Source organism: Nocardioides marmoriginsengisoli (genome assembly GCF_003725695.1).
In the GTDB taxonomy this organism is placed as follows: domain Bacteria; phylum Actinomycetota; class Actinomycetes; order Propionibacteriales; family Nocardioidaceae; genus Marmoricola; species Marmoricola marmoriginsengisoli.
On record NZ_RJSE01000007.1, the window covers coordinates 825,535 to 847,217 of the forward strand.

At 69.8% G+C, this 21,683-nt stretch carries 23 protein-coding genes; 17 read left to right on the top strand and 6 right to left on the bottom strand.

The genetic code is table 11. The annotated features are described in order from the left end of the window. Nucleotides 1–3 precede the first annotated feature (3 nt). Complete coding sequence (locus EFK50_RS22205; protein ID WP_183407799.1) at nucleotides 4–1,020, bottom strand: hypothetical protein; 1,017 nt, start codon at nucleotides 1,018–1,020, stop codon at nucleotides 4–6. A gap of 67 nt (nucleotides 1,021–1,087) precedes the next feature. On the opposite strand from EFK50_RS22205, the gene glmU reads away from it, so the two are divergent. Then, nucleotides 1,088–2,533 carry a bifunctional UDP-N-acetylglucosamine diphosphorylase/glucosamine-1-phosphate N-acetyltransferase GlmU gene (gene glmU, locus EFK50_RS12510; protein WP_123227875.1) on the top strand — a complete coding sequence of 482 codons (1,446 nt, stop codon included), beginning with the start codon at nucleotides 1,088–1,090 and terminating at the stop codon, nucleotides 2,531–2,533. A 110-nt stretch (nucleotides 2,534–2,643) separates the two neighbouring features. Further along, entirely contained in the window at nucleotides 2,644–3,624 is a 981-nt protein-coding gene (locus tag EFK50_RS12515; protein WP_281274024.1) for a ribose-phosphate diphosphokinase, read from the top strand. Here the strand turns inward: EFK50_RS12515 and EFK50_RS12520 are convergent, their stop codons facing one another. Both EFK50_RS12520 and EFK50_RS12525 read right to left on the bottom strand, forming a co-directional pair. After that, nucleotides 3,625–4,242, bottom strand: coding sequence for a hypothetical protein (locus EFK50_RS12520; RefSeq protein WP_123227877.1), 618 nt, complete (start codon nucleotides 4,240–4,242; stop codon nucleotides 3,625–3,627). Further along, nucleotides 4,235–4,864: a maleylpyruvate isomerase family mycothiol-dependent enzyme gene (locus EFK50_RS12525; RefSeq protein ID WP_123227878.1), complete on the bottom strand. Its 630-nt coding sequence runs from the start codon at nucleotides 4,862–4,864 to the stop codon at nucleotides 4,235–4,237. Before EFK50_RS12525 ends, EFK50_RS12520 begins: the two co-directional genes overlap by 8 nt. Before the next feature lie 81 nt (nucleotides 4,865–4,945). Here EFK50_RS12525 and EFK50_RS12530 point away from each other — a divergent pair, with 81 nt between their 5' ends. From EFK50_RS12530 to guaA, 11 genes are all read left to right on the top strand, one after another. Continuing rightward, nucleotides 4,946–5,383: a MarR family winged helix-turn-helix transcriptional regulator gene (locus tag EFK50_RS12530; protein ID WP_246004139.1), complete on the top strand. Its 438-nt coding sequence runs from the start codon at nucleotides 4,946–4,948 to the stop codon at nucleotides 5,381–5,383. 211 nt (nucleotides 5,384–5,594) lie between these two features. Beyond that, entirely contained in the window at nucleotides 5,595–6,242 is a 648-nt protein-coding gene (locus tag EFK50_RS12535; protein ID WP_123227879.1) for a 50S ribosomal protein L25/general stress protein Ctc, read from the top strand. A gap of 5 nt (nucleotides 6,243–6,247) precedes the next feature. Next, a complete protein-coding gene (pth, locus tag EFK50_RS12540) occupies nucleotides 6,248–6,841 on the top strand; it encodes an aminoacyl-tRNA hydrolase (RefSeq protein ID WP_123228649.1) in 594 nt (197 codons plus the stop codon). A 118-nt stretch (nucleotides 6,842–6,959) separates the two neighbouring features. Beyond that, on the top strand, nucleotides 6,960–7,724 hold the full coding sequence (locus tag EFK50_RS12545; RefSeq protein ID WP_148046144.1) for an Ig-like domain repeat protein: 765 nt from the start codon (nucleotides 6,960–6,962) through the stop codon (nucleotides 7,722–7,724). 46 nt (nucleotides 7,725–7,770) lie between these two features. After that, nucleotides 7,771–8,565, top strand: coding sequence for a 3'(2'),5'-bisphosphate nucleotidase CysQ (locus EFK50_RS12550; RefSeq protein WP_123227881.1), 795 nt, complete (start codon nucleotides 7,771–7,773; stop codon nucleotides 8,563–8,565). Nucleotides 8,566–8,569: 4 nt separating this feature from the next. Continuing rightward, the gene (gene ligD, locus EFK50_RS12555) at nucleotides 8,570–9,523 is read left to right on the top strand and encodes a non-homologous end-joining DNA ligase (RefSeq protein WP_123227882.1); all 954 of its coding nucleotides are present in this window, start codon (nucleotides 8,570–8,572) and stop codon (nucleotides 9,521–9,523) included. A gap of 30 nt (nucleotides 9,524–9,553) precedes the next feature. Beyond that, complete coding sequence (locus EFK50_RS12560) at nucleotides 9,554–10,255, top strand: hypothetical protein (protein ID WP_123227883.1); 702 nt, start codon at nucleotides 9,554–9,556, stop codon at nucleotides 10,253–10,255. A gap of 67 nt (nucleotides 10,256–10,322) precedes the next feature. Further along, on the top strand, nucleotides 10,323–11,924 hold the full coding sequence (locus tag EFK50_RS12565) for a succinic semialdehyde dehydrogenase (protein ID WP_123227884.1): 1,602 nt from the start codon (nucleotides 10,323–10,325) through the stop codon (nucleotides 11,922–11,924). Further along, nucleotides 11,924–13,672, top strand: coding sequence for a GMC oxidoreductase (locus EFK50_RS12570; RefSeq protein ID WP_123227885.1), 1,749 nt, complete (start codon nucleotides 11,924–11,926; stop codon nucleotides 13,670–13,672). The genes EFK50_RS12565 and EFK50_RS12570 overlap by 1 nt, the downstream gene beginning before the upstream one ends. 288 nt (nucleotides 13,673–13,960) lie before the next feature. After that, a complete protein-coding gene (locus tag EFK50_RS12575; RefSeq protein WP_123227886.1) occupies nucleotides 13,961–14,368 on the top strand; it encodes a hypothetical protein in 408 nt (135 codons plus the stop codon). Nucleotides 14,369–14,447: 79 nt separating this feature from the next. Further along, nucleotides 14,448–16,004: a glutamine-hydrolyzing GMP synthase gene (gene guaA / locus EFK50_RS12580; RefSeq protein WP_425454383.1), complete on the top strand. Its 1,557-nt coding sequence runs from the start codon at nucleotides 14,448–14,450 to the stop codon at nucleotides 16,002–16,004. Nucleotides 16,005–16,091: 87 nt separating this feature from the next. Here guaA and EFK50_RS12585 read toward each other — a convergent pair whose 3' ends face one another. Continuing rightward, a complete protein-coding gene (locus EFK50_RS12585) occupies nucleotides 16,092–16,595 on the bottom strand; it encodes a MarR family winged helix-turn-helix transcriptional regulator (RefSeq protein ID WP_123227888.1) in 504 nt (167 codons plus the stop codon). Between the two features lie 63 nt (nucleotides 16,596–16,658). Between EFK50_RS12585 and EFK50_RS12590 the strand changes: the two genes are divergently transcribed. Genes EFK50_RS12590 through EFK50_RS12600 form a run of 3 tightly spaced genes read left to right on the top strand, consistent with a single transcriptional unit; the run spans nucleotide 16,659 to nucleotide 18,948 of the window. Continuing rightward, nucleotides 16,659–17,429: an SDR family NAD(P)-dependent oxidoreductase gene (locus tag EFK50_RS12590; RefSeq protein WP_123227889.1), complete on the top strand. Its 771-nt coding sequence runs from the start codon at nucleotides 16,659–16,661 to the stop codon at nucleotides 17,427–17,429. Then, on the top strand, nucleotides 17,426–18,136 hold the full coding sequence (locus tag EFK50_RS12595; protein WP_123227890.1) for a hypothetical protein: 711 nt from the start codon (nucleotides 17,426–17,428) through the stop codon (nucleotides 18,134–18,136). The genes EFK50_RS12590 and EFK50_RS12595 overlap by 4 nt, the downstream gene beginning before the upstream one ends. Continuing rightward, entirely contained in the window at nucleotides 18,133–18,948 is an 816-nt protein-coding gene (locus EFK50_RS12600) for an SGNH/GDSL hydrolase family protein (RefSeq protein WP_123227891.1), read from the top strand. Before EFK50_RS12595 ends, EFK50_RS12600 begins: the two co-directional genes overlap by 4 nt. A 12-nt stretch (nucleotides 18,949–18,960) precedes the next feature. Here EFK50_RS12600 and EFK50_RS12605 read toward each other — a convergent pair whose 3' ends face one another. After that, a complete protein-coding gene (locus EFK50_RS12605) occupies nucleotides 18,961–19,722 on the bottom strand; it encodes a GntR family transcriptional regulator (RefSeq protein ID WP_123227892.1) in 762 nt (253 codons plus the stop codon). Between the two features lie 115 nt (nucleotides 19,723–19,837). Here EFK50_RS12605 and EFK50_RS12610 point away from each other — a divergent pair, with 115 nt between their 5' ends. Continuing rightward, nucleotides 19,838–20,983: a pyridoxal phosphate-dependent aminotransferase gene (locus EFK50_RS12610; RefSeq protein WP_221177369.1), complete on the top strand. Its 1,146-nt coding sequence runs from the start codon at nucleotides 19,838–19,840 to the stop codon at nucleotides 20,981–20,983. Nucleotides 20,984–21,159: 176 nt separating this feature from the next. Here the strand turns inward: EFK50_RS12610 and gcvH are convergent, their stop codons facing one another. Then, nucleotides 21,160–21,537, bottom strand: coding sequence for a glycine cleavage system protein GcvH (gcvH, locus tag EFK50_RS12615; RefSeq protein WP_123227894.1), 378 nt, complete (start codon nucleotides 21,535–21,537; stop codon nucleotides 21,160–21,162). Nucleotides 21,538–21,683: the final 146 nt, after the last annotated feature.

Sequence of the window (21,683 nt, forward strand, 5' to 3'; positions counted from 1 at the left end):
CCGCTACGCCAGGATCGCGGCGACCTCGGGCGAGCTGAAGAACGGCTCCAGCCGCGCCCGCAGCAGCGGCTCGAGCTCGCCCGCCTCGTGCGCGGCCCCGATGATCCGCGGGACCAGCACCTGCGCGTGCCCGACCAAGTCGTCCCGGGTGAGGCCCAGCTCCTCGACCAGGGTCGTCGCGGTGCTGTCGCCGTACACCGAGAAGAAGCCGTCGATGAGCGCATCCACGAGTGCCAGCACCGGCTCGGTCGGGGCACCGGCGATCACGATGTCCTGGAGCAGGCCGGCGACCCGCCGGGCGTCCTCCCGGTCGCCGAGCTGGTCGAGCCGGACGACGGGCTTGTCGGCGTACAGGTCGAAGACCTCCAGCACGGCGTCGCGCGCGGTCGGGTCCTTCAGGGTGTCGATGACGACCTTGTTGAGGCGCCGCATCGCGAACGCGGCGCCCTTGCCGGCCGTGTCGCCGAGCACCTGCTGGAGCTGCTTGTCGGCGGCGCCGACCACCTTGCCGGCGGCGCTGGTGCCGAAGGAGACCAGCGAGCCGAGGCCGGGGATCTTGTCCGCCATCGCCTGGTTCGCCTGGACCATGTCGCCGACGATCCGGCCGACGAACCGCGAGGCCAGCGTCGCCACCAGCGGGCTCGCGGTCAGCTCGTCGAGGAACCGTTCCGCCAGGTCGGTCATCCCGAGGGCTTCGTCGACCAGGCTCTCGACGTTCTCGCGGTCGATCAGGTCGGCCAGCGCGAACGACTCGGTCGGCCCGTCGTACGCGACGTCGGCCGCGGTCGCGACCAGGGTGCTGGCGGCGGTGCTGGGCGGCACCGCGGTCACGATCAGCCGGGCCAGCTGCTTGACCTCGCCGGCGTCGACCAGCTCGCCGACGGTGGCCCTGGAGCCGATCGCCAGCAGGGCGTCGACGTCGCGGGCGATCGCGTCCGGAAGGCCGGGACCCGTCAGCTGGCCGAGCAGCCAGCCCACCTGAGCGTCGAGGAGGCGATCGGCCAAGGAGTCAGCGGGCATGGACGAATCCTAGGCAGTGCCGGGCGGATAGGGTTGTGGGACCGATCCACCGACCCTGGAGGACACCTTGTCGCAGGACCTGACGATCATCGTCCTCGCCGCTGGTGGCGGCACCCGGATGAAGTCGAAGACGATGAAGGTGCTGCACCCGATCGCGGGACGCAGCATGATCGGGCACGTCCTGCACGCGGCCGTCACGCTGGAGCCGACCCGGATCGTCGCGGTCGTCGGCAACCAGCGCGAGCAGGTGGCGCCGCACATCGAGGCGCTCGTCCCCGGGGTCGTGCTCGCCGTCCAGGAGGCGCAGGACGGGACCGGTCACGCCGTCCGGATGGCCTGGGAGGCGCTGCCCGCGGAGGCCCGGACCGGCACCGTGATCGTCGCGTACGGCGACACCCCCTTGCTGCAGGGCGAGAGCCTGCGGGCGTTCGCGGACTTCCACCGGTCCTCGGCCGACGCGATGAGCATCCTGACCGGCGTGGTCGGCAACCCGACCGGGTACGGCCGGATCCTCCGCGACGCCGACGGCGGGGTGCAGGCGATCGTCGAGCAGAAGGACACCTCCGACGAGCAGGCCGCGATCCGCGAGATCAACAGCGGCATCCTCGCCTTCGACGCCGACTTCCTGGACGCCGCACTGCCCCGGATCGGCAACGAGAACGCCAACGGCGAGTACTACCTGACCGACACCGTGCACCTGGCCCGGGAGGACGGGCGCACCGTCGGCGCCTTCGAGCTCGACGACGTGATGCAGACCGAGGGCGCCAACGACCGGGCCCAGCTGGCCGCGCTCGCCGCGGAGATGAACCAGCGGATCCTGGACGCCTGGATGCGCGCCGGCGTCACGATCGTCGACCCGACCAGCACCTGGATCGACGTCGACGTGAAGCTGGCCGCCGACGTCACCCTGCTCCCCGGGGTGCAGCTGCTCGGTGCCACCGTCGTCGCCGAGGACGCGGTGATCGGGCCGGACAGCACCTTGAAGGACGTCGAGGTCGGCGCCGGGGCCCGCGTCGTCCGGACCCACGGCGAGCTGGCGGTGATCGGCGCCGGCGCGAACGTCGGCCCGTTCTCCTACCTGCGACCCGGGACCGAGCTCGGCGCCGGCGGCAAGATCGGCGCGTTCGTGGAGACCAAGAACGCCCAGATCGGCGACGGCGCCAAGGTGCCGCACCTCTCGTACGTCGGGGACGCCACCATCGGCGAGGGCGCGAACATCGGCGCCGGCACGATCTTCGCCAACTACGACGGCGTCGAGAAGCACCGCACCGTGATCGGGGCGCACGCCAAGACCGCCAGCAACAACACCTTCGTCGCTCCGGTGACCGTCGGCGACGGCGCGTCCACCGGGGCCGGCAGCGTGATCCGCCGCGACGTACCCCCGGGATCGCTGGCCGTGACCAGCGGACCGCAGCGGCACTTCGACGAGTGGGCCCAGCGCAAGCGCGCCGGCACCGCCCAGGCGAAGGCCGCCGCCGACGCGGCCCGGCGCGCGCCCGCCGACCCCGAGTAGCGTCCAGATGCTGGCACGACCCCGACTCGGTGTTGGGCGACGTCGTGTCGGTGGGTGACAATCTGACAGACGAACGTTGAACGCCGAGGGTCCGCGAGGAGTTAGCCAGCGTGAGCGGAATGAAGAAAGCCACCGAGAAGAACCTGATGGTCTTCAGCGGACGGGCGCACCCCGATCTCGCGACTGAGGTGGCCGAGGCCCTCGGCACCCCGCTGGTCCCGACGTCGGCGTACGAGTTCGCCAACTCGGAGATCTACGTCCGCTACGAGGAGTCCGTGCGCGGGTGCGACGCCTTCGTGATCCAGAGCCACACCGCCCCGGTGAACGAGTGGATCATGGAGCACCTGATCATGGTGGACGCGCTCAAGCGTGCCTCGGCCAAGCGGATCACCGTGGTGATGCCGTTCTGGGGCTACAGCCGCCAGGACAAGAAGCACCGCGGCCGCGAGCCGATCTCGGCTCGCCTGATGGCCGACCTGTTCAAGACCGCGGGCGCCGACCGGATCATCACGGTCGACCTGCACGCCGACCAGCTCCAGGGCTTCTTCGACGGCCCGGTCGACCACCTGATGGCGCTGCCGATCCTGGCCGACTACATCAAGGAGAAGTACGGCGACCAGGAGCTCGCCGTGGTGTCGCCGGACGCCGGCCGGATCAAGGTCGCCGAGCGCTGGTCCGAGCGCCTGGGCGGCGTGCCGCTGGCCTTCATCCACAAGACCCGGGACATCACCCGGCCGAACGAGACCGTCGCGAACCGGGTCGTCGGTGACATCACCGGCAAGATGTGCGTCCTCACCGACGACATCATCGACACCGGCGGCACCATCGTGAAGGCCGCCGAAGCCCTCATGAAGGACGGCGCTGCCGGGGTGATCATCGCCGCGACGCACGCGATCCTCTCCGACCCCGCCGTCGACCGCCTGAAGAACTCCTCGGCGGTCGAGGTCGTGGTGACCAACACGCTGCCGCTCTCCGCGGACTGCGAGTTCGACAAGCTGACCTGCCTCTCGATCGCCCCGCTGCTCTCGCGGGCGATCAAGGAGGTCTTCGAGGACGGCTCGGTCACCTCGATGTTCGACGGTCACGCCTGATCAGTTGGCTTTGACCACCTCGGTGGCGACCAGCATGGCGTCGCCGAGCGTGGAGGCGTTGCCCATGCACTTCAGGGCGATGGTGCGCGTGCTGGTGTAGGTCGGTCGCGCCATCAGGGTGAGGGTCTGGACCTGGTACGTGTTGACGGTGCCGTTGTTGAAGCCGCTGGCCGCCTCCGAGTCGTCCCACTCGAATCCGTCGTCGAGCGTGCAGTAGGTGTTGGTCGTCGTCCCGGCCAAGTAGGTGCCGACCTTGGCGGTGACCATCCAGGTGCCCGCGGGCAGCGAGATCGTGGCGACGTTCGTCAGGGTGTTCACCGTGTCGCCCAGGAACCCCTTCTTCCGGACCATGTAGGCGCGCGGCAGCCGCGGCCGGGCGCTCGCGGCCAGGTCCGCGGTGCCCAGCGAGCCGTCGCGGACCTTCGCGCCGGTGACCGCGCTGGCGCGCAGCTTCGGGGTGGTGACGGCACCGGTCTTGAGCTCGCGGGTGCCGACGCTGCCCGCGCCGAGCCGTTCCGCGATCGCCTGAGCGGGCTGGACCGAGGCGACGACCAGGGCGAGGCCGCCGAGCACGGTCCCGGGGGTGATCCAGCGACGGCGGCGGGTCTGCTCACTCATGGGAGATCAGCTCCCGTCCGTCGCCGCTGACCAGCGCGGGATCAGGGGCCCGTCCGGTGCTGATCATCAGCAGCTCCTGGATCGGGCCGCGAACGGTCGGACCGTTGCCGCGGGTCCAGTCGGTGTCGGTGGCCTCCAGGCGCACCTTCCGTGCCGACCGCCAGCCCATCATCACCGCGTGCAGCCGGGCCCGGTCGGCCGCGACGACGGCAGCCTCGGGCGGCATCTCGTGCCGGATCCCGAGCGGCCGGAGGATGTCCTGGGTGTGCACGAGCACGTCGAGCAACGGCTCGACGGTCGTGGTGATCGGCACCTTGCGGCGCGAGTCGGCGTACGTCGAGAAGTCGGCGAGCACGGTGGCCGGCGTCTGGTCGCGGCCGCGGCGCCTGGTCTCCCGGTCGATCATCGTGTTGTAGCCGCGGCCGAGGTTGCGACCCATCATCACGGCCACGTCGCGCGCCCGGACCTGCGGATTGCTGATCACGTGCGCCGCGACGTCCTTGACGCTCCAGCCGGGGCAGAGCGTCGGGTGCTCCCAGTCCGGAGGAGCGAGTCCGGCGAGGTGGGTGGCCAGCGCCGCCCGCTGCTCATGGATGTGCCGCCACAGCGTGTCGTGGTCCATGTGTCGCCTCCGAGAGAGATCTAGTCAGATAGACTTATCAAAATAGTCAGTCGGTCTGATCAACTTGTCAAGAGGTGTCCTGTGCCCGATCCGCGGCTGCATCCGGCGTTGCTGATGTTCATCGCGTTCCGGTCCGCGGAGGCGCGGATCGTCGCCGACGTCGCCGCCGCGGGTTTCGACGACCTGACCCTGGCGCAGGGGCGCGTGGCCGCCCGGATCGGCCCGAACGGCACCCGGCTGACCGACCTGGCCGAGCAGGCCCAGATCACCAAGCAGAGCGCCGGGTTCCTCGTCGACCAGCTGGAGAAGGCCGGGTACGTCGAGCGGGTGCCCGACCCCACCGATGCACGGGCCCGCCTGGTCCGCCTGGCACCGCGCGGCGCCGCCGTACAGGCTCGGGCGCGGAGGACCGAGCGGGCGATCGAGCGGGACTGGGAGCGACACCTCGGCAAGGAGCAGATGGAGGCGCTGCGGTCCGCCTTGGAGGCGCTGCGCGAGATCACCGATCCGTACGCCTGATCTCGATTTCCCATGCCTCGGCGGGCGGGCTAGTATTTCCAGGTTGCCTCGGCGAGGGAGCGCCCCGACAGGGATGTTCCGTGATCGACGCGGTCGGTTCGTGAAGTCATGCACCGTGCCCGTCGTGCGCGGTGCATTTCGTGTCTCCGGGCGGTCTCGCACCGGACAGCCACCGACTTGAATCCACCGAACCACGTTCCAGGAGAGCACCATGTCTGAAGACCTGATCAAGGCCGAGGCCCGCACCGAGTTCGGCAAGGGCGCGGCCCGCCGCATCCGCCGCGACAACAAGGTCCCCGCGGTCATCTACGGCCACGGCGAGGCCCCCGTCCACGTGACGCTGCCGGCGCACGACACCCTGATGGCCCTCAAGCACGGCGGCGCCAACGCGGTCCTCAACATCGAGGTCGACGGCACCGTCCAGCTCGCGCTGACCAAGCAGGTCCAGGCCGACCCGCTGAAGGGCTTCCTCGAGCACGTCGACTTCGTCGCGGTGAAGAAGGGCGAGAAGGTCACCGTCGAGGTGCCCGTCCACCTCGTCGGCGAGGCCAACAAGGAGGCCTTCGTCCAGCTCGAGAACAACGTGGTCACCCTCGAGGCCGAGGCCACCCACATCCCCGAGCAGATCGAGGTCTCGGTCGAGGGTGCCGAGCCGGGCCTGCAGATCCACGCCTCCGAGCTGACGCTGCCGAAGGGCTCGACCCTGATCAGCGACGCCGAGCTGCTGATCGTCAACGTCACCCAGGCCAAGAGCGCCGCGGCTGCCGAGGCCGAGCTGGCCGAGGCCACCGCCGAGGTTGCCGGCGACGCCCCGGCGGCTGAGGAGCCCGCCGCCGAGGAGTCCAGCGACTCCGAGTGAGTCCGGTGAACGACGCGGATGTCTGGCTGATCGTCGGGCTGGGTAACCCCGGCCCGGCGTACGCCGGCACCCGCCACAACATCGGCTACCTCGTCGTCGACGAGCTGGTACGTCGGATGGGCGGGTCGCTCAAGGCGCACAAGTCCGGCCGCGCCGAGGTGCTCGAGGGCCGGCTCGCCCCGCCCGGGGCGCCGGCCCCGAAGGTCGTCCTCGGCCGGGCCCGGACCTACATGAACGAGTCCGGCGGCCCGGTCTCGACGCTGGCCAAGTTCTACAGCGTCGACCCGGCGCACATCATCGCGATCCACGACGAGCTGGACATCGACTTCGGCACCCTGCGCACCAAGTTCGGGGGTGGCGACAACGGCCACAACGGCCTGAAGTCGATGCGCGCCTCCCTGGGCACCGGCGACTTCTACCGGGTGCGCGCCGGTGTCGGCCGCCCTCCGGGTCGTCAGGACCCGGCCGACTTCGTGCTCGGCAACTACTCGACGGTCGAGCGCAAGGAGCTGCCGTTCCAGATCGACTCGGCCGCGGATGCCGTCGAGTGCCTGATCGAGAAGGGCCTCGAGGAGACGCAGCAGCGGTTCAACCGCTGAAAGGTGCCCGAACTCTCCCGGTTTAGGGGACTAGGCAGGACCGTAAGGCGGGAGTAGCGTCCGAAACCTGCACTGCGTGTCGTGAATCCTGGGAGGGATCTCACGAGAGGCTCCCACCGTGGCTCGAACCAGCCGTATCTCGGGACGCATGGTCGTCCTGGCGCTCTTCACCGTCCTCGTCGCCGCCTTCGCGTACGCCGTACCGGCCCAGGCCGCGACGCCCAACGCCACCACGACCCGCGTGCACGCGGCCAAGAGCGGTGCCGACCTGGTGCTCACCGCCAGCGTCTGGTCGGCTGCCGGCGTCCCGGCCGGCACGGTGACCTTCTACCCGCGCCCCAGCCCGGGAGGCCCGCCGCCCTCGCCGCTCGGTGGTCCGGTCGCCGTCGACAGCGCCGGCGCGGCCTCGATCACGCTTCCGAACACGCCGGACTGGCCGCTGAACTACATGGCCGAGTTCACCGGCGCCGAGGGCTGGGCGAACAGCACCGGCTACGTGAACCCGTTCGGGGAGTCGGTGAAGATGAAGCCGATCGGCACCATCCTGCACATCGGCGGCCCGCTCGGGCTGAAGATCCTCACCCGCACCTTCAGCGTCAAGGTGAACTACGCCTCGGACGGGGCGCCGGCGGTGGGCGAGGCCATCCTCTTCACCGAGAAGAACCGCGCCGCGGGAGCCAGCGGGCACCCGGGGATGGATCCGAACTACGTCGAGCCGGTCGACGTCTGCGTCGGAATCGTCGATGCCTCCGGCTACGCCAGCTGCACCGCGCCGGCGCCGATGGCGTCGATCGTGACGCTGCTGACGACCTCGGCCTGGGCCAACCACGCGGTGTTCCCGGTGTACGAGAGCGTGCGGATGCCGATCCTCGGCCTCGGCTGAGCCGGTACGCCGCGGGGCGGCGGCGTACCGACGATAGGGTCTGCACGTGACTGACTTCGATCCTGGTACGCCGCCCGCCGAGGCGCTCGAGAACGACCACCTGTTCGCCGCCTGGACTGCCACCGTCGCGGGCGAGCTGCTGCTCAAGGTCCGCACCAGCGGCCTGGAGGGCAAGGAGCTCAAGGACGCCGGTGACCTGGCCTCGCACGAGCTGCTGATGGGTCTGTTCGCGCAGTACAAGCCCGAGGACGCGGTCCTGTCCGAGGAGGAGCACCGCGGCACGGCGGGGGAGCGCGACCGGCTGAGCACCCCGCGCGTCTGGATCATCGACCCGGTCGACGGGACCCGCGAGTACTCCGAGCCTCCCCGCGACGACTGGGCCGTGCACGTCGCGCTCTGGCAGGAAGGCGCCCTGGTCGCAGGTGCCGTCGCGCAGCCGGGGCTCGGCCGTACCTTCCACACCGGCCAGCCGCTGGTCGTCCCCGCGCGGACCGCCCCGCGTCCCCGGATCGCCGTCTCGCGGACCCGCCCGCCGGCTTTCGTGCAGGCGCTCGCCGAGGAGATCGGCGCCGACCTGGTGGCGATGGGCTCGGCCGGTGCGAAGGTGATCTCGGTGGCGCGGGACGTCACCGACGCCTACGTCCACGCCGGCGGTCAGTACGAGTGGGACTCCGCCGCCCCGGTGGCGGTCGCCCGTGCGGCCGGCCTCTTCACCAGCCGGGTCGACGGCACCGAGCTGTTGTACAACCAGAAGGAAGTGCGGCTGCCGGACCTGATCGTCTGCCGCCCCGAGCTGGCGGAGCCGATCCTGGCGTTCATCCGCGAGCACGGGGTCGACTAGGTCGATGAGCGCCGCGATCGAGCTGGAGATCGAGAACCGGGTCGTCCGGATCTCGAACCCCGATCGCGTCTACTTCCCGGCGCGCGGCGAGACCAAGCTCGACCTGGTCGAGTACTACCTCGCGGTCGGCGACGGCATCGTCAACGCGCTGCGCGAGCGGCCGTGCATGCTGCACCGGTTCCCGAAGGGCGTGACCGGTGACAAGGTGCACCAGAAGCGGCTGCCCTCCGGCGCTCCGGAGTGGATGGAGACCGTGCAGGTCTTCTTCCCGCGGTGGAAGCGGACGGCCGACGAGCTCTGCGTCACCGAGATCGCCCAGGTGGTCTGGGCGGTGCAGATGAGCACCGTCGAGTTCCATCCCTGGAACAGCCGCCGGGCCGACGTCGAGATCCCCGACGAGTGGCGGATCGACCTCGACCCGGGACCCGAGTGCGACTGGTCGACGGTGCGCGAGGTCGCGCACGTCAGCCGGGAGGTGCTCGACGAGCTCGGCGCCGTCGGCTACCCGAAGACCAGCGGTGGTTCCGGCATGCACATCTACGTACGGATCCAGCCGGACGGAGACCACAAGGTCGTACGCCGGGCCGCACTGGCCTTCGCCCGCGAGGTCGAGCGCCGCTGCGACAAGGTGACCACCGCCTGGTGGCGCAAGGACCGCGACCCGGCCGACCTCTTCGTCGACTACAACCAGAACGCCCGCGACCACACCATCGCGGCGGCGTACTCGGTCCGCGGCAACGCCGAGGCGACGGTGAGCGCGCCGATCGCCTGGGACGAGATCGACACGGTGGTGCCCGGGGACTTCACGATCGCGACGATGCCGGACCGGTTCGCCGAGCTCGGCGACCTGCACCACGACATCGACGACCACGTCTTCGACCTCGCGCCGCTGCTGGAGTGGGCCGCTCGGGACGAGGCGGCCGGCAGCGAGACGCCGCCGGAGCCCGAGCAGTCGTGACTTGTTCGCCCGTTTTGCGTTGATCAGTCCATGAGGCGTCCGGCCGTACTGATCGCGCTGGTGCTGACGTGCGCCCTGAGCGGGATGGCGCCGGCGAGTGCGGAGGATCCGCCGCCGTCGGTCACGATGACCAAGGACCGGGCGTACTACGTGTCCGGTCAGACCGAGAAGATCACCGTGGTCGCGAGCGGCATCGAGGGCGGCAACCCCGAGGCGTTGCGGATCACGCTGCTGCTGCCCAACGGCACCAGCAAGGTCCTCGAGGAGAGCAGCATCGTCAACGAGGTCCCGTCGCGCTTCTCCTACGCGCCGTACGTCAACCACGTCCTGCGCGCCGACCTCGTCGACACCACCACCGACGAGCTGCTGGACTCCGCACAGCTCACCGTCGTCCAGCTGGCCAACCTCAGTACCGATCCCAAGGGCGGGTTCCTCGGCTACTCGGGCGCCTATGCGGTCTTCCCGAAGCGCAGCAGGCCGGTCTTCCGCAGCCGCGACCTCACCGGCAAGGTGGCGCCGCGCTGCCTGCGGCACCAGGTCCAGCGCCGCTACGCCTCCGGGTGGAAGCCGGTCTTCACCAGCGCGTGCCGGGCCGAGCAGCGCTCGGTCGTCGACTGGAAGTGGCTGGGCAAGCACCCCTCCGGCGTCCGCTTCCGGGTCCGCGCCACCTTCGCCGGGGACAAGTGGAACCGCGGGAACCGGGCGGCCTGGCAGTACTTCCGGCTGCGCTGACCGCGAGGGCTCCCGCTTTACAAGACGCTCTATTGTGTCAAGTTACCCGCGGGTTTAGGCTCCGGTCATGAGTGTGAACCCCTCGACCCAGCTCCCTGCCGACCCCGAGCACGACCCGCGGGCGTCGTACGCGTTCGAGCCGGAGTACGTCGCTGCGCTGACCGACCGGCTGATCGCCACCGCCGGCACCGGCGTGACGTCGTACGCGCCTGCCACCGGCAAGCCGCTCGCGGTCATTCCGCAGTCGACCGAGGCGGACGTCAAGGAGGCCTACGCCCGTGCCCGGCGCGCGCAGCAGTCGTGGCAGCGCACCTCGCTCGACCACCGCGCCGAGCTGCTGCTCCGGCTGCACGACCTCGTGCTGGACCGTCAGGACGAGATCATCGACCTGATCTGCTGGGAGTCCGGCAAGGCGCGCAAGCACGCCTTCGACGAGCCGCTGCACATCGCGCTCACCGCCCGCTACTACGCCCGTACGGCGCACCAGCACCTCGACACCGAGGGCCGGATGGGGGTGATCCCGGGCCTGACCCGGGCCGAGGTCAACCGTGTCCCCAAGGGCGTCGTCGGGATCATCTCGCCGTGGAACTACCCGTTCACGATGGCGCTGTGCGACGGCCTGCCGGCGCTGCTCGCCGGCAACGCGGTCGTCACCAAGCCGGACGCGCAGACGATGCTCTCCGCGCTGCTCGGCGCGCAGCTCCTCGAGGAGGCCGGCTTCCCGCGCGACCTCTGGAACGTCGTGGCCGGCCCGGGCCGCGAGCTCGGTACGCCGATCATCGACCGCGCCGACTACATCTGCTTCACCGGCTCGACCGCCACCGGCAAGATCATCGCCAAGCAGGCCGCCGACCGCCTGATCGGCTGCTCGCTGGAGCTCGGCGGCAAGAACCCGATCATGATCCTGCGCGACGCCGACCTCGACAAGGCGGCCGAGGGCGCGGTCCGGGCCTGCTTCTCCAACGCGGGCCAGCTCTGCGTCTCCACCGAGCGGATGTTCGTCGCGGACCAGGTCTACGACCGGTTCAAGGAGAAGTTCGTCGCCGCGACCAAGGCGATGAACCTCTCCGCCGGCCTGGAGTGGGGCAGCGACATGGGCTCGCTGATCAGCCAGGACCAGCTCGACACGGTGACCGCGCACGTGGACGACGCCGTCGCGAAGGGCGCGGTCGTCCTCGCCGGCGGCAAGGCCCGTCCTGACCTCGGCCCGTTCTACTACGAGCCGACCATCCTCGAGGGCGTCACCCCGGAGATGACCTGCTTCGGCAACGAGACCTTCGGGCCGGTGATCAGCCTGTACCGGTTCAGCGACGAGTCTGAGGCGATCGCGCGCGCTAACGACGGCGAGTACGGCCTGAACGCGTCGATCTACAGCCGCGACGTCAAGCGCGCCCGGATCATCGCGCGCCAGATCAAGTGCGGCACCGTCAACATCAACGAGGCCTTCGGGGCCACCTTCGCCAGCATCGACGCCCCGATGGGCGGCATGCGCGAGTCCGGCATGGGACGTCGTCAGGGCAGCGAGGGGATCCACCGCTACACCGAGACCCAGGCCGTCGCCTCGCAGTCGGTGCTCCGGTTCAGTGCGCAGTTCGGGCTGAGCGACGAGCAGTACGCCAAGATGATGACGGTCAGCCTGCGGGTGATGAAGAAGTTGGGGCGCGCCTGATGCCGGCGAAGATCGACGGATCCGGTACGCCGGCTTCCGAGTTCGACTTCGACGTGATCATCGTCGGGTCGGGGTTCGGGGGCTCGGTCAGTGCGCTTCGGCTGGCGGAGAAGGGCTACAAGGTCGCCGTACTGGAGGCCGGGGCGCGGTTCCGCGACGAGGACTTCGCCGACAACTCGTGGGACGTGAAGCGCTACCTCTTCCGTCCCGAGGTCGGCTGCTACGGCATCCAGCGGATCGACGCGCTCAAGGACTGCATGATCGTCTCCGGCGCCGGGGTCGGCGGCGGCTCGCTGGTCTACGCGAACACGCTCTACGAGCCGCTGGACGCGTTCTACCGCGACCCGTCGTGGGCGCACATCACCGACTGGAAGTCCGAGCTGGCGCCGTACTACGACCAGGCGAAGCGGATGCTCGGGGTGGTCGAGAACCCGCTCCGCACGGCGGCCGACGACGTGATGTACCAGGTCGCCCAGGACATGGGCGTCGAGGAGAGCTACCACCCGACTCCCGTCGGCGTCTTCTTCGGCGGACCGGGGGAGACTCACCACGACACCATCAAGGACCCGTTCTTCGGCGGGGCCGGCCCGGACCGGGTGCCGTGCAAGGCCTGCGGCGAGTGCATGACCGGCTGCCGGCACAACTCCAAGAACACCCTGGTCAAGAACTACCTGTACCTGGCCGAGGCCAAGGGTGCCCGGGTGATGCCGCTGACCACGGTCACCCGGATCACGCCGAAGGGGTCGGGCTACGAGCTCAAGGTCAAGTTCACCAAGGCCAAGCGTTCGACGGCTCGCTCGACCCGCACCCTGACCGCCCAGCAGGTCATCGTCGCGGCCGCGTCCCTGGGCACGCAGCGGCTGCTGCACACGATGAAGGACGAGGGTCACCTCCCCGGGCTGTCGGACCGGCTGGGCTACCTGTCCCGGACCAACTCCGAGTCGATCCTCGGCGCGATCGCCCCCTCCGACAGCAAGATCGACTACTCCCGCGGCGTCGCGATCACGTCGTCGTTCCACCCCGACGAGCACACCCACATCGAGCCGGTCCGCTACGGCAAGGGCTCGAACTTCATGTCGCTGATGCAGACGGTGCTCACCGACGACTCCGGTCCGGAGCCGCGCTGGCAGAAGTGGCTGAAGGAGATGTGGAGCAAGCGCCGCGAGGTCCGCGAGCTCTACGACTTCAAGCACTGGTCCGAGCGCACCGTGATCGCCCTGGTGATGCAGACCGTCGACAACTCGATCACCACGTTCAACAAGAAGATCCCGGGCACGAACATCCGGTACATGTCCTCGCGCCAGGGCCACGGCACCCCGAACCCGACCTGGATCCCGGTCGCCAACGAGGCCGTCACCAAGATGGCCGAGATCGTCGGCGGCACCGCGGGCGGGTCGATCGGCGAGCCCTTCAACCGGCCGCTGACCGCCCACTTCATCGGCGGCTGCACGATCGGCGACTCGCCTGCGACCGGTGTGATCGACCCGTACCAGCGGGTCTACGGCCACCCCGGTCTGCACATCGCGGACGGCTCGGCGATCTCGGCGAACCTGGGCGTGAACCCGTCGCTGACCATCACGGCTCAGGCGGAGCGGGCGATGTCGTTCTGGCCCAACAAGGGCGAGGTCGACCCGCGCCCGACCCTCGGGTCGGCGTACGAGCGGATCGCGCCGGTGCAGCCGGTGTCACCGGCGGTTCCGACCGGAGCCCCGGGGGCGTTGCACCTGCCGATCGTGGCGGTCTCGTAAAGCCCGTTTCCTCCCGAAATCCGTTATCGGGCGGTTCCTCGAAAATATTTCAGCAACCGGCATAACCCGGGTGCGGAGCGGTCGTTTATCAGTGCAGATCGGGTGCATCGCTCCCTCCCAGGCCCGATCTCGACACGGTTCACACCACGTGGACAATCAGGACCCAGCCTCCCTCCCTCCCCGGCTGGGTCCTGAGTCGTTTTCCGGCGCAGTTCAGGAGTTCGGGCCCGAGCCCGACACTCGCCACCGCGCCCGCGAAACCTCGACCAGATGGTTAGTGTCCTCGGCATGAAGACGATGCCTCGGGTGCTGCTGCTGACCGTCACCGCTCTCGCTGTCTCGTCCTGCGGTGCGGAGTCCGCTCCGATCCCGAGCCCGGAGGACGCCCGCACGGCGGCCTGCCGCGGTTACGTGCTGCAGATCGGCGACGACGACCTGACGCTGCTGAAGGGGATGCGCGACGACGCGTCGTACGGCACCTCCAACGACTACAGCGAGGGCCTCGGCCAGGTCCACGCCGCGGCCGTCACCGCCGGTCTCGCGGCAGGCCTCAGCGACGCCGACTTCCAGCTGTTCCGGGTGCTCGCGGAGAGCACAGGTGCGGTCGGCCGCGCTGGTCCCGACCAGGCCGACGGTGTCAAGGCGATCACGGCGTTCGACAAGGCTGTCAACGCCGTCCACCGCCGCTGCTCCTGAGCCTGGACGCGACGACGCCAGGTCGATCGGCACCGATTAGACTCCGGCTATCCCACACGCGCTGCAGAAGGGGCCGGTTTTGACCGACCACGACCTCGTCCTCGTCGTCGACTTCGGGGCGCAGTACGCCCAGTTGATCGCCCGCCGCGTCCGCGAAGCCCAGGTGTACTCGGAGATCGTTCCGCACACCATGCCGGCGGCGGACATGCTGGCGAAGAACCCGACCGCGATCATCCTCTCCGGCGGTCCGTCGTCGGTCTACGAGGAAGGCGCCCCGCGCCTCGACGCATCGCTGGTCGACGGGACGGTGCCGGTCTTCGGCATCTGCTACGGCTTCATGGCGCTGGCCCAGACGCTCGGCGGCGAGGTCGCGCACACGGGCCAGCGGGAGTACGGGCGCACCGACGTCTCGGTGCTCGAGGCCGGGACCCTGCTCGACGGGCTCCCCGAGACGCTGGTCTCCTGGATGTCGCACGGCGACGAGGTCACCGCGGCGCCCGAGGGGTTCACCGTCAACGCCCGGTCCCCGCGCGCGACCGTGGCCGCCTTCGAGCACGTCGAGCGCCGGATCGCCGGGGTCCAGTGGCACCCCGAGGTGCTGCACAGCGAGCACGGCCAGGAGATCCTCCAGCACTTCCTCTACGACATCGCCGGCTGCAAGCCGACCTGGACGAGCGCGAACATCGTCGATGAACAAGTCGAGCGGATCCGTGCCGAGGTCGGTGACGCGCGGGTCATCTCGGCGCTCTCCGGCGGGGTGGACTCGGCGGTCTCCACCGCCCTGGTCCAGCGCGCCATCGGTGACCAGCTGACGGCCGTCTTCGTCGACCACGGCCTGCTGCGCCAGGGCGAGGCCGAGCAGGTCGAGAAGGACTACGTCGAGGCGACCGGGGTCGACCTGAAGGTCGTCGACGCCGCCGAGCAGTTCCTCGGCTTCCTCGACGGCGTCACCGACCCCGAGGAGAAGCGGAAGATCATCGGCCGCGAGTTCATCCGGGTCTTCGAGGCCGCCGAGCGCGAGGTCCTCGCGACCCCCGGCGCGCCGGTGAAGTTCCTGGTCCAGGGCACCCTGTACCCCGACGTGGTCGAGTCCGGCGGCGGCGAGGGCGCGGCGAACATCAAGAGCCACCACAACGTCGGCGGTCTGCCCGACGACCTGGAGTTCAGCCTGATCGAGCCGCTGCGCACCCTGTTCAAAGACGAGGTGCGTGAGGTCGGTCGCCAGCTCGGGATCCCCGAGGCGATCGTCGGCCGGCACCCGTTCCCCGGTCCCGGACTGGCGATCCGGATCGTCGGCGCGGTCAGCGCCGAGCGTCTGGAGATCCTCCGCGCCGCCGACGCGATCGTCCGCGAGGAGACCGCGCTCGCGGGACTCGACGGCGACATCTGGCAGCTCCCCGTCGTCCTCCTCGCCGACGTCCGTTCCGTCGGCGTCCAGGGCGACGGCCGCACCTACGGCCACCCGATCGTGCTCCGCCCGGTCTCCAGCGAGGACGCGATGACGGCCGACTGGAGCCGCCTCCCGTACGACGTCCTGGAGAAGATATCGACCCGGATCACCAACGAGGTCAAGGACGTCAACCGCGTCGTGCTGGACATCACCAGCAAGCCGCCGGGGACGATCGAGTGGGAATGAGCCACCGGCTCTGACCTGGGGGTTTGCTTGCCTCGGGCAGGGGATCTCGGATGTCGAGCTCCTCGACTCCTATGCGCGTGCTGAGGACTACGGAGAGCTCGGCGGCGCGGCCCGGTAGCCGGGGTGGACGTCTGCTGCGAGGCCGTGGCTGGCAGCGACCTTGGCGAGCAGCTCGCCGAGGACGAGCCGCTCGTCCTCGCTGAGAGCCTGGACCACGTGCCGCTCGTGGGCGGACCCGATGTCCCGCATCCGACCCATGATCTGTCCGCCGTACTCGGTCAGGTGGAGCTCCTGGTTGCGGCGGTCTCGCGTACTCCGCCGACGTTCTACCAGGCCCTTGCTCTCCAGCCCGTCGACCAGCGACACCACGCGGCTGGGCACGACGCCGAGCTTGGAGGCCAGGTCCTGCTGGCTCATCCCGGGGTTCAGCAGGATCAGGCGCAGGATGCCGATGTCGCTGGGTTGGAGGCCCAGGTCGGCGAGCCGATCCGCGAACTGGGACGCGGCCATCGAGCCGACCTGGGAGAGCAGGAACGCGACGCGAGTCGACGGGTCCCGGCCGAAGACCGGGCCTGGTTCTTGCTCGCTCATGGGAAAGAGACTAACGCAGCAGAATCATTCTGTGCTATGAATGATTCTATGACAAGAACGAATATGGATCGACAGGCACCGGAGGCCTGGTCCCTGCGGGGCCGGGTCGCCCTGGTGACGGGAGCGTCCGGATCGCTGGGCGCGGAAGTCAGCCGGGTATTCGCATCCCGTGGCGCGTCGGTCGCCGTCCACGGTCGGCAGGAGGCGAGGCTGGCCCGCCTGGTGGAGGAGATCAGTGCCGCCGGTGGCACCGCGCGTGCCTTCGTCGGAGACGTCACCGACGCGAGCCACCTCGCCGGCACGGCGCGCGCCGTGGAGGCGGAGCTCGGCTCTATCGACACGTTGGTGACCTTGGCCGGCGGAGACGGATCGCCCGAGCGTTCCGCCGACCTGGCCCCCGATCGCTGGCGGGAGGTCATCGAGACCGACCTGACCTCGACCTTCCTGACGATCCACGCCGCCCTGCCCCAGCTCCTCAAGGCCGGGGACAGCTCGATCGTCACCGTCGCCTCGACGGCCGGCCGGCGTGCGTCCCGGGCGAACGCTGCCTACGCGGCCGCAAAGGCAGGCGTGGTCATGCTCACCGAGCACCTGGCCAAGGAGTACGCGGCCGCCGGAGTCCGGGTGAACTGCGTGGCGCCGTCGGTCGTGGAGACCGACACCCTGCGGTCACGGATGCCGGCGGACCAGCTCGATGCGCTCGCGGCCCACGTGCCGCTGGGGCGTCTCGGCCAGTCCGCGGACGTCGCCCAGGCGATCGCCTACCTGTCCGCGGGCGCATCGTCCTGGATCACCGGAACGACTCTCGACATCACTGGAGGAATGACGCTATGAGTACCGACAACCAGTCCCGCCGCATCGCCCAAGGAGGGCCGCCGCTCGCGCCGGTGGCCATCGCCGCCGTCGCACTCTTCATGGCCTCCCTGGTGGTCCCGACGATCATCGCCGGCGGCGACGTCTACCCCTCGCCGTTCGGCAGCGGACAGGCCGCGCTCGACTACTTCGCCGACCATCGGTCGTCGGTGCAGCTGATGGCACTTCTCCAGTTCGCGGCCGCCATTCCGTTCGCGGTCTTCGCCGCAACGGTCTCGGTCCGCCTGAACCGCCTGGGTGTCCGCGCTCCCGGCGCGACGATCGCCCTGGCCGGCGGGGTGCTCGCCGCGGGTTCGATGCTGCTCAGCGCCATGCTCACCTGGGCGGTCGGTCGACCCGAGACGCTCGAGCACGCCGAGCTCGTCCGGTTGCTGCACGACCTGGCCTTCATCTCGGGCGGTCCCGGCGTCGTGGTGCCCGGTGGCCTCCTTGTCGCGGGCATCGCCGTACCCGGTCTCCTGGCGGGCCTGCTGCCTCGGTGGTTCGCGCTCGCCGGGCTCGTGCTGGCGGGCATCGCCATGATCTCGATCCTCGCCGTCCGGTTCTCGGACCTCGCGTTCCTGCTCCCGATCGCACGGTTCCCCGGCTTCCTCTGGCTCATCGCGTCCGCCGTCCTGCTTCCGCAGCACCGTGCCGCCGCCAACCGCACGGCAGGAGAGGTCGCATGACGAGCGCCATGATCGAGAAGCTCGTCCGGTTCCAGGATCCCGAACGCACGCTGGGGTACGCCCGGGGCCTGGACGACACGACGCGTGCCGCGATCTTCGGGACCGACCCGGCGACGTACCTCCAGGTCGTGGCGAGCCTCGAGGAGCAGCGGAGGGAGGCAGCCGCCCAGCTGGCCGCGGATCCGGCCGTCCGGCTCCACCTGGACCGGCTGCCGTTCGAACGAGGGCAGCGAATCGTCGCGATCGGTGAGAGTACGACGGCAGATCGGTTGTCCTGGTTCGAGATCCTCTCGACTCTCGTCGCCGCCGAACGGCCCGACCTCGAGCTGAGCCTCGTCAACGCGGCCGTCTCGGGCGCGACCACGACCCAGACCTTGGCCGGCCTGCCGGCCCTCCGGCGCGTGCAGGGGGACTGGACCTTCTGCATGCTCGGGAGCAACGATCTGCAGCGCTTCGACGGTGCCGACGGTCCGCGCCTGGTCCGGAACGAGGAGACCGTCCGCAACCTGACGGAGTTGCGGCGGCGGCAGCCTTCTGGCGGGACGACCTGGGTGTGGGTCACGCCGACGAGGGTCGACGAGGCGGCGGTCGCACGCTTCCCGTTCTTCGGCGCGGCCGGGATCAGCTGGTCGAACGCGGACGTCGACGACCTGGCCGCCTCGATCGGCGGGCTGGGAGATCTCCGCATCGACACGGCGGCGGTCACCTACGGCCCCGGCGCGTTCATCGAGGACGGTGTGCACCCCTCGGTCGAGACCCAGAAGCGACTGGTCGTCGCGGTCCTCGCGGGCATCGCGGCGGACGAGGGCTGACGGGCGAAGTGCCTACGAGGTGACCGGGGGAGGCATCTCGATAGGCGCCCGGCTGACCGACGCACTCTTCGCGAGCACCTTGAGCACGTCGCGACGCACCCGCTCGCACCGCTTCGCCATGGCCTCTCGAGCGCCTTCCTCGTTGCGCTCGCGGAGCTGCTCCGCGATGGCCCGGAGCTCGCCGGGAGGGCTCGACGCGTTCGGAGCGATCAAGGCGACCATTCGCAGGACTCGCTCCAGCTCGTCGATCACGTCGACGATCGCCTTGCCGAGCCGGTTGTTCTCGGCACCGTTGGCGACGATGGCTTCGAAGCCGATCCCTGCTCGCAGCGACTCCTCCAGACCTGTGTCGCCCTGGGCCAGGGCCACCGGTACCTCGGCGAACGCGTCCAGCTGGTCGAGCGCCAGGTTGTCGAGTCCGTTCCGAGCGGCCACGGCCGCACCTTCGCTGGAGAGCAGGGTGCGCAGGCCGCAGAGGTCGTCGGTGTCCTCGAGGGTCACCGGGCTGACGACGTAGCCGGCACGGGGCATCGCGTTCACCAGGCCGTCCCGCCGGAGGCGGGCGAGGGCCTCGCGCACGGGGGTCTTGCTGATGTTCCACTGCTGGGCGAGTGAGGACTCGGTGAAGCTGCTGCCCGGCGGCAGCGTCAGGTCGATGATCTGGCGCCGGATCGCACGATAGGCCTGGCTGGTTCGGTCGAGGTTGGTGTCGTCCGTGCCGACCAGGAGAAGCGCGGGGACGTGGGTCATTCCGGTGATGACAGAGTCGGGCATCGCGCGAGCATACCAGTATCAGATATTGATATGGCAACGTCTGAGATATGTAGTGCGACGATTAGTATCTCAATGGTACCTTCCCTGCATGCAGACAAGCAGAACAGAATCCTGGGTGCTGCCTCCGACGGCCGGGCTCCCGGTGATGGGCGCGATGAGCGCGCGCGAGCGCGCGATGCGTGCGGGCCGAGACGGTGCTCGCATGCTTCCCCTCGTCGGTGCTCCGATCCTCCCGATGCCCCTGCACGTGCGACGGGCGGCAGCCGAGGCCTTGAACCGGCCGGATCCGCGCGACAGTCGCGGCCTCCCCGAGCTGCGCACGGCGATCGCCGACGACCTGGCACGCGTGCACGACTTGGACGTCGATCCGGAGCGGCGCCTCATCGTCACCCACGGTGCGATGCAGGGCCTCTCCCTGGTGTTCCGCACCGTGCTCGCTCCGGGGGACGAGGTCGTCGTGCCCACGCCCACGTTCTTCTTCGACGGTCTCCTGAGGGAGAGCGGCGCCCGTCCTGTCCATGTTCCGACCCTGGCGTCCGACGGGTGGGCTCTGGACGTAGCGAGGCTCGAAGCCGCGATCACGACCCGGACCCGTGCCTTGCTGATCTGCAACCCGAACAACCCGACCGGGCACCTTCCGGACGCTGCGACGCTGGAGGCGGTGGTCGCCCTCGCGGCTCGACACGGGCTGCTGATCATCTCCGACGACTCATGGCAGCACTTCACCTACGACGGCCGCGAGTACACGCCGCTGGAGTCCTTCGCCGATCGCTGGCCGCACATCATCACGGTGATGAGTCTGAGCAAGTACTACGCGTTGGCCAGCTGGCGGGTCGGCTACGTGATCGCCCCGCCCGAGGTCGTCGACGCACTCGAGTGCCGCCTCCAGTGGGAAGCGGTGTGTTGCGGAATCGTGTCCCAGTCGGCCGCGACTGCGACCCTGACGGGGCCCCGCGACTGGTTGGAATCGGCACGTGCGACCTACCAGGTCAAGCGTGACTACGTCTGCGACGGCATCGCAGCGAGCGGCCTCAGCGTGCCCGAGCGACCAGAGGCGGGGGCCTTCCTGCTCGTCGACTGCGCCCGCCTCGGGGAGACCGCCGAGGCCATCGACGCCGCCCTCCTGCGCAACGGCATCTCCTCCATCCGCGGTGCTGACCTGCACGCGCCCGGGAACTACGTCCGGCTGGTCTTCGGCTCGGACGAAGACGTCCTGGCCGACGTGGTCCGCGGTATCACCCGGGCGGTCCAGGAGGCGTAGCGTCAGCCGCCGAGCCGGTGCTCCGCGCTCGACGGGGACGACAGCGCCGGCCTCGTGCAGCTCACCGCTCGCGCCTTGCTCCGGCTCGGCGAGCCGTTATTGCCGGCGGGATCGGGAGGGGCCGCGTCGGGGTCCCCGGGAGGTGTCGGCCCGGCGCAGGTGATCTCGGACAAGGATCAGCGCTCCCCGACGTGGGAGTCGTAGGCGGCCGCATCGAGCAGGCCGTCGGCCCGCGAGATGCGCAGCTCAAACAGCCAGCCAGCGCCGTACGGATCGGAGTTGACCAGCCCGGGATCCTCCTGCGCTGCGTGGTTCACCGCGACCACCTCGCCGTCGGCGGGCGCGAACAGCTCGTTGACGGACTTGGTCGACTCCAGCTCGCCGCAGGTCGATCCGGTGGTCACGAGGGCGCCGACCTCGGGCAGCTCGACGAAGACGATGTCGCCCAGGGCGTCGGCGGCGAAGCGGGTGATGCCGACGCGCGCCCTGGTGCCGTCGACGTCGAGCCACTCGTGCTCGGCGGTGTACTTCAGGTCGGCAGGGCTCGGCGCCATGGGCACTCCTAGGGGCTGGTCGGTCGGCGTGGGCTGCGGTGCTCGATCGACCACGTCGCAGCAGGGATTCAAATAGTACAACAGCTGGGCTTGTTAAGATATTAAGAAACCTCTACTCTGATCTCACTCACGCCTATCGAAGGAGT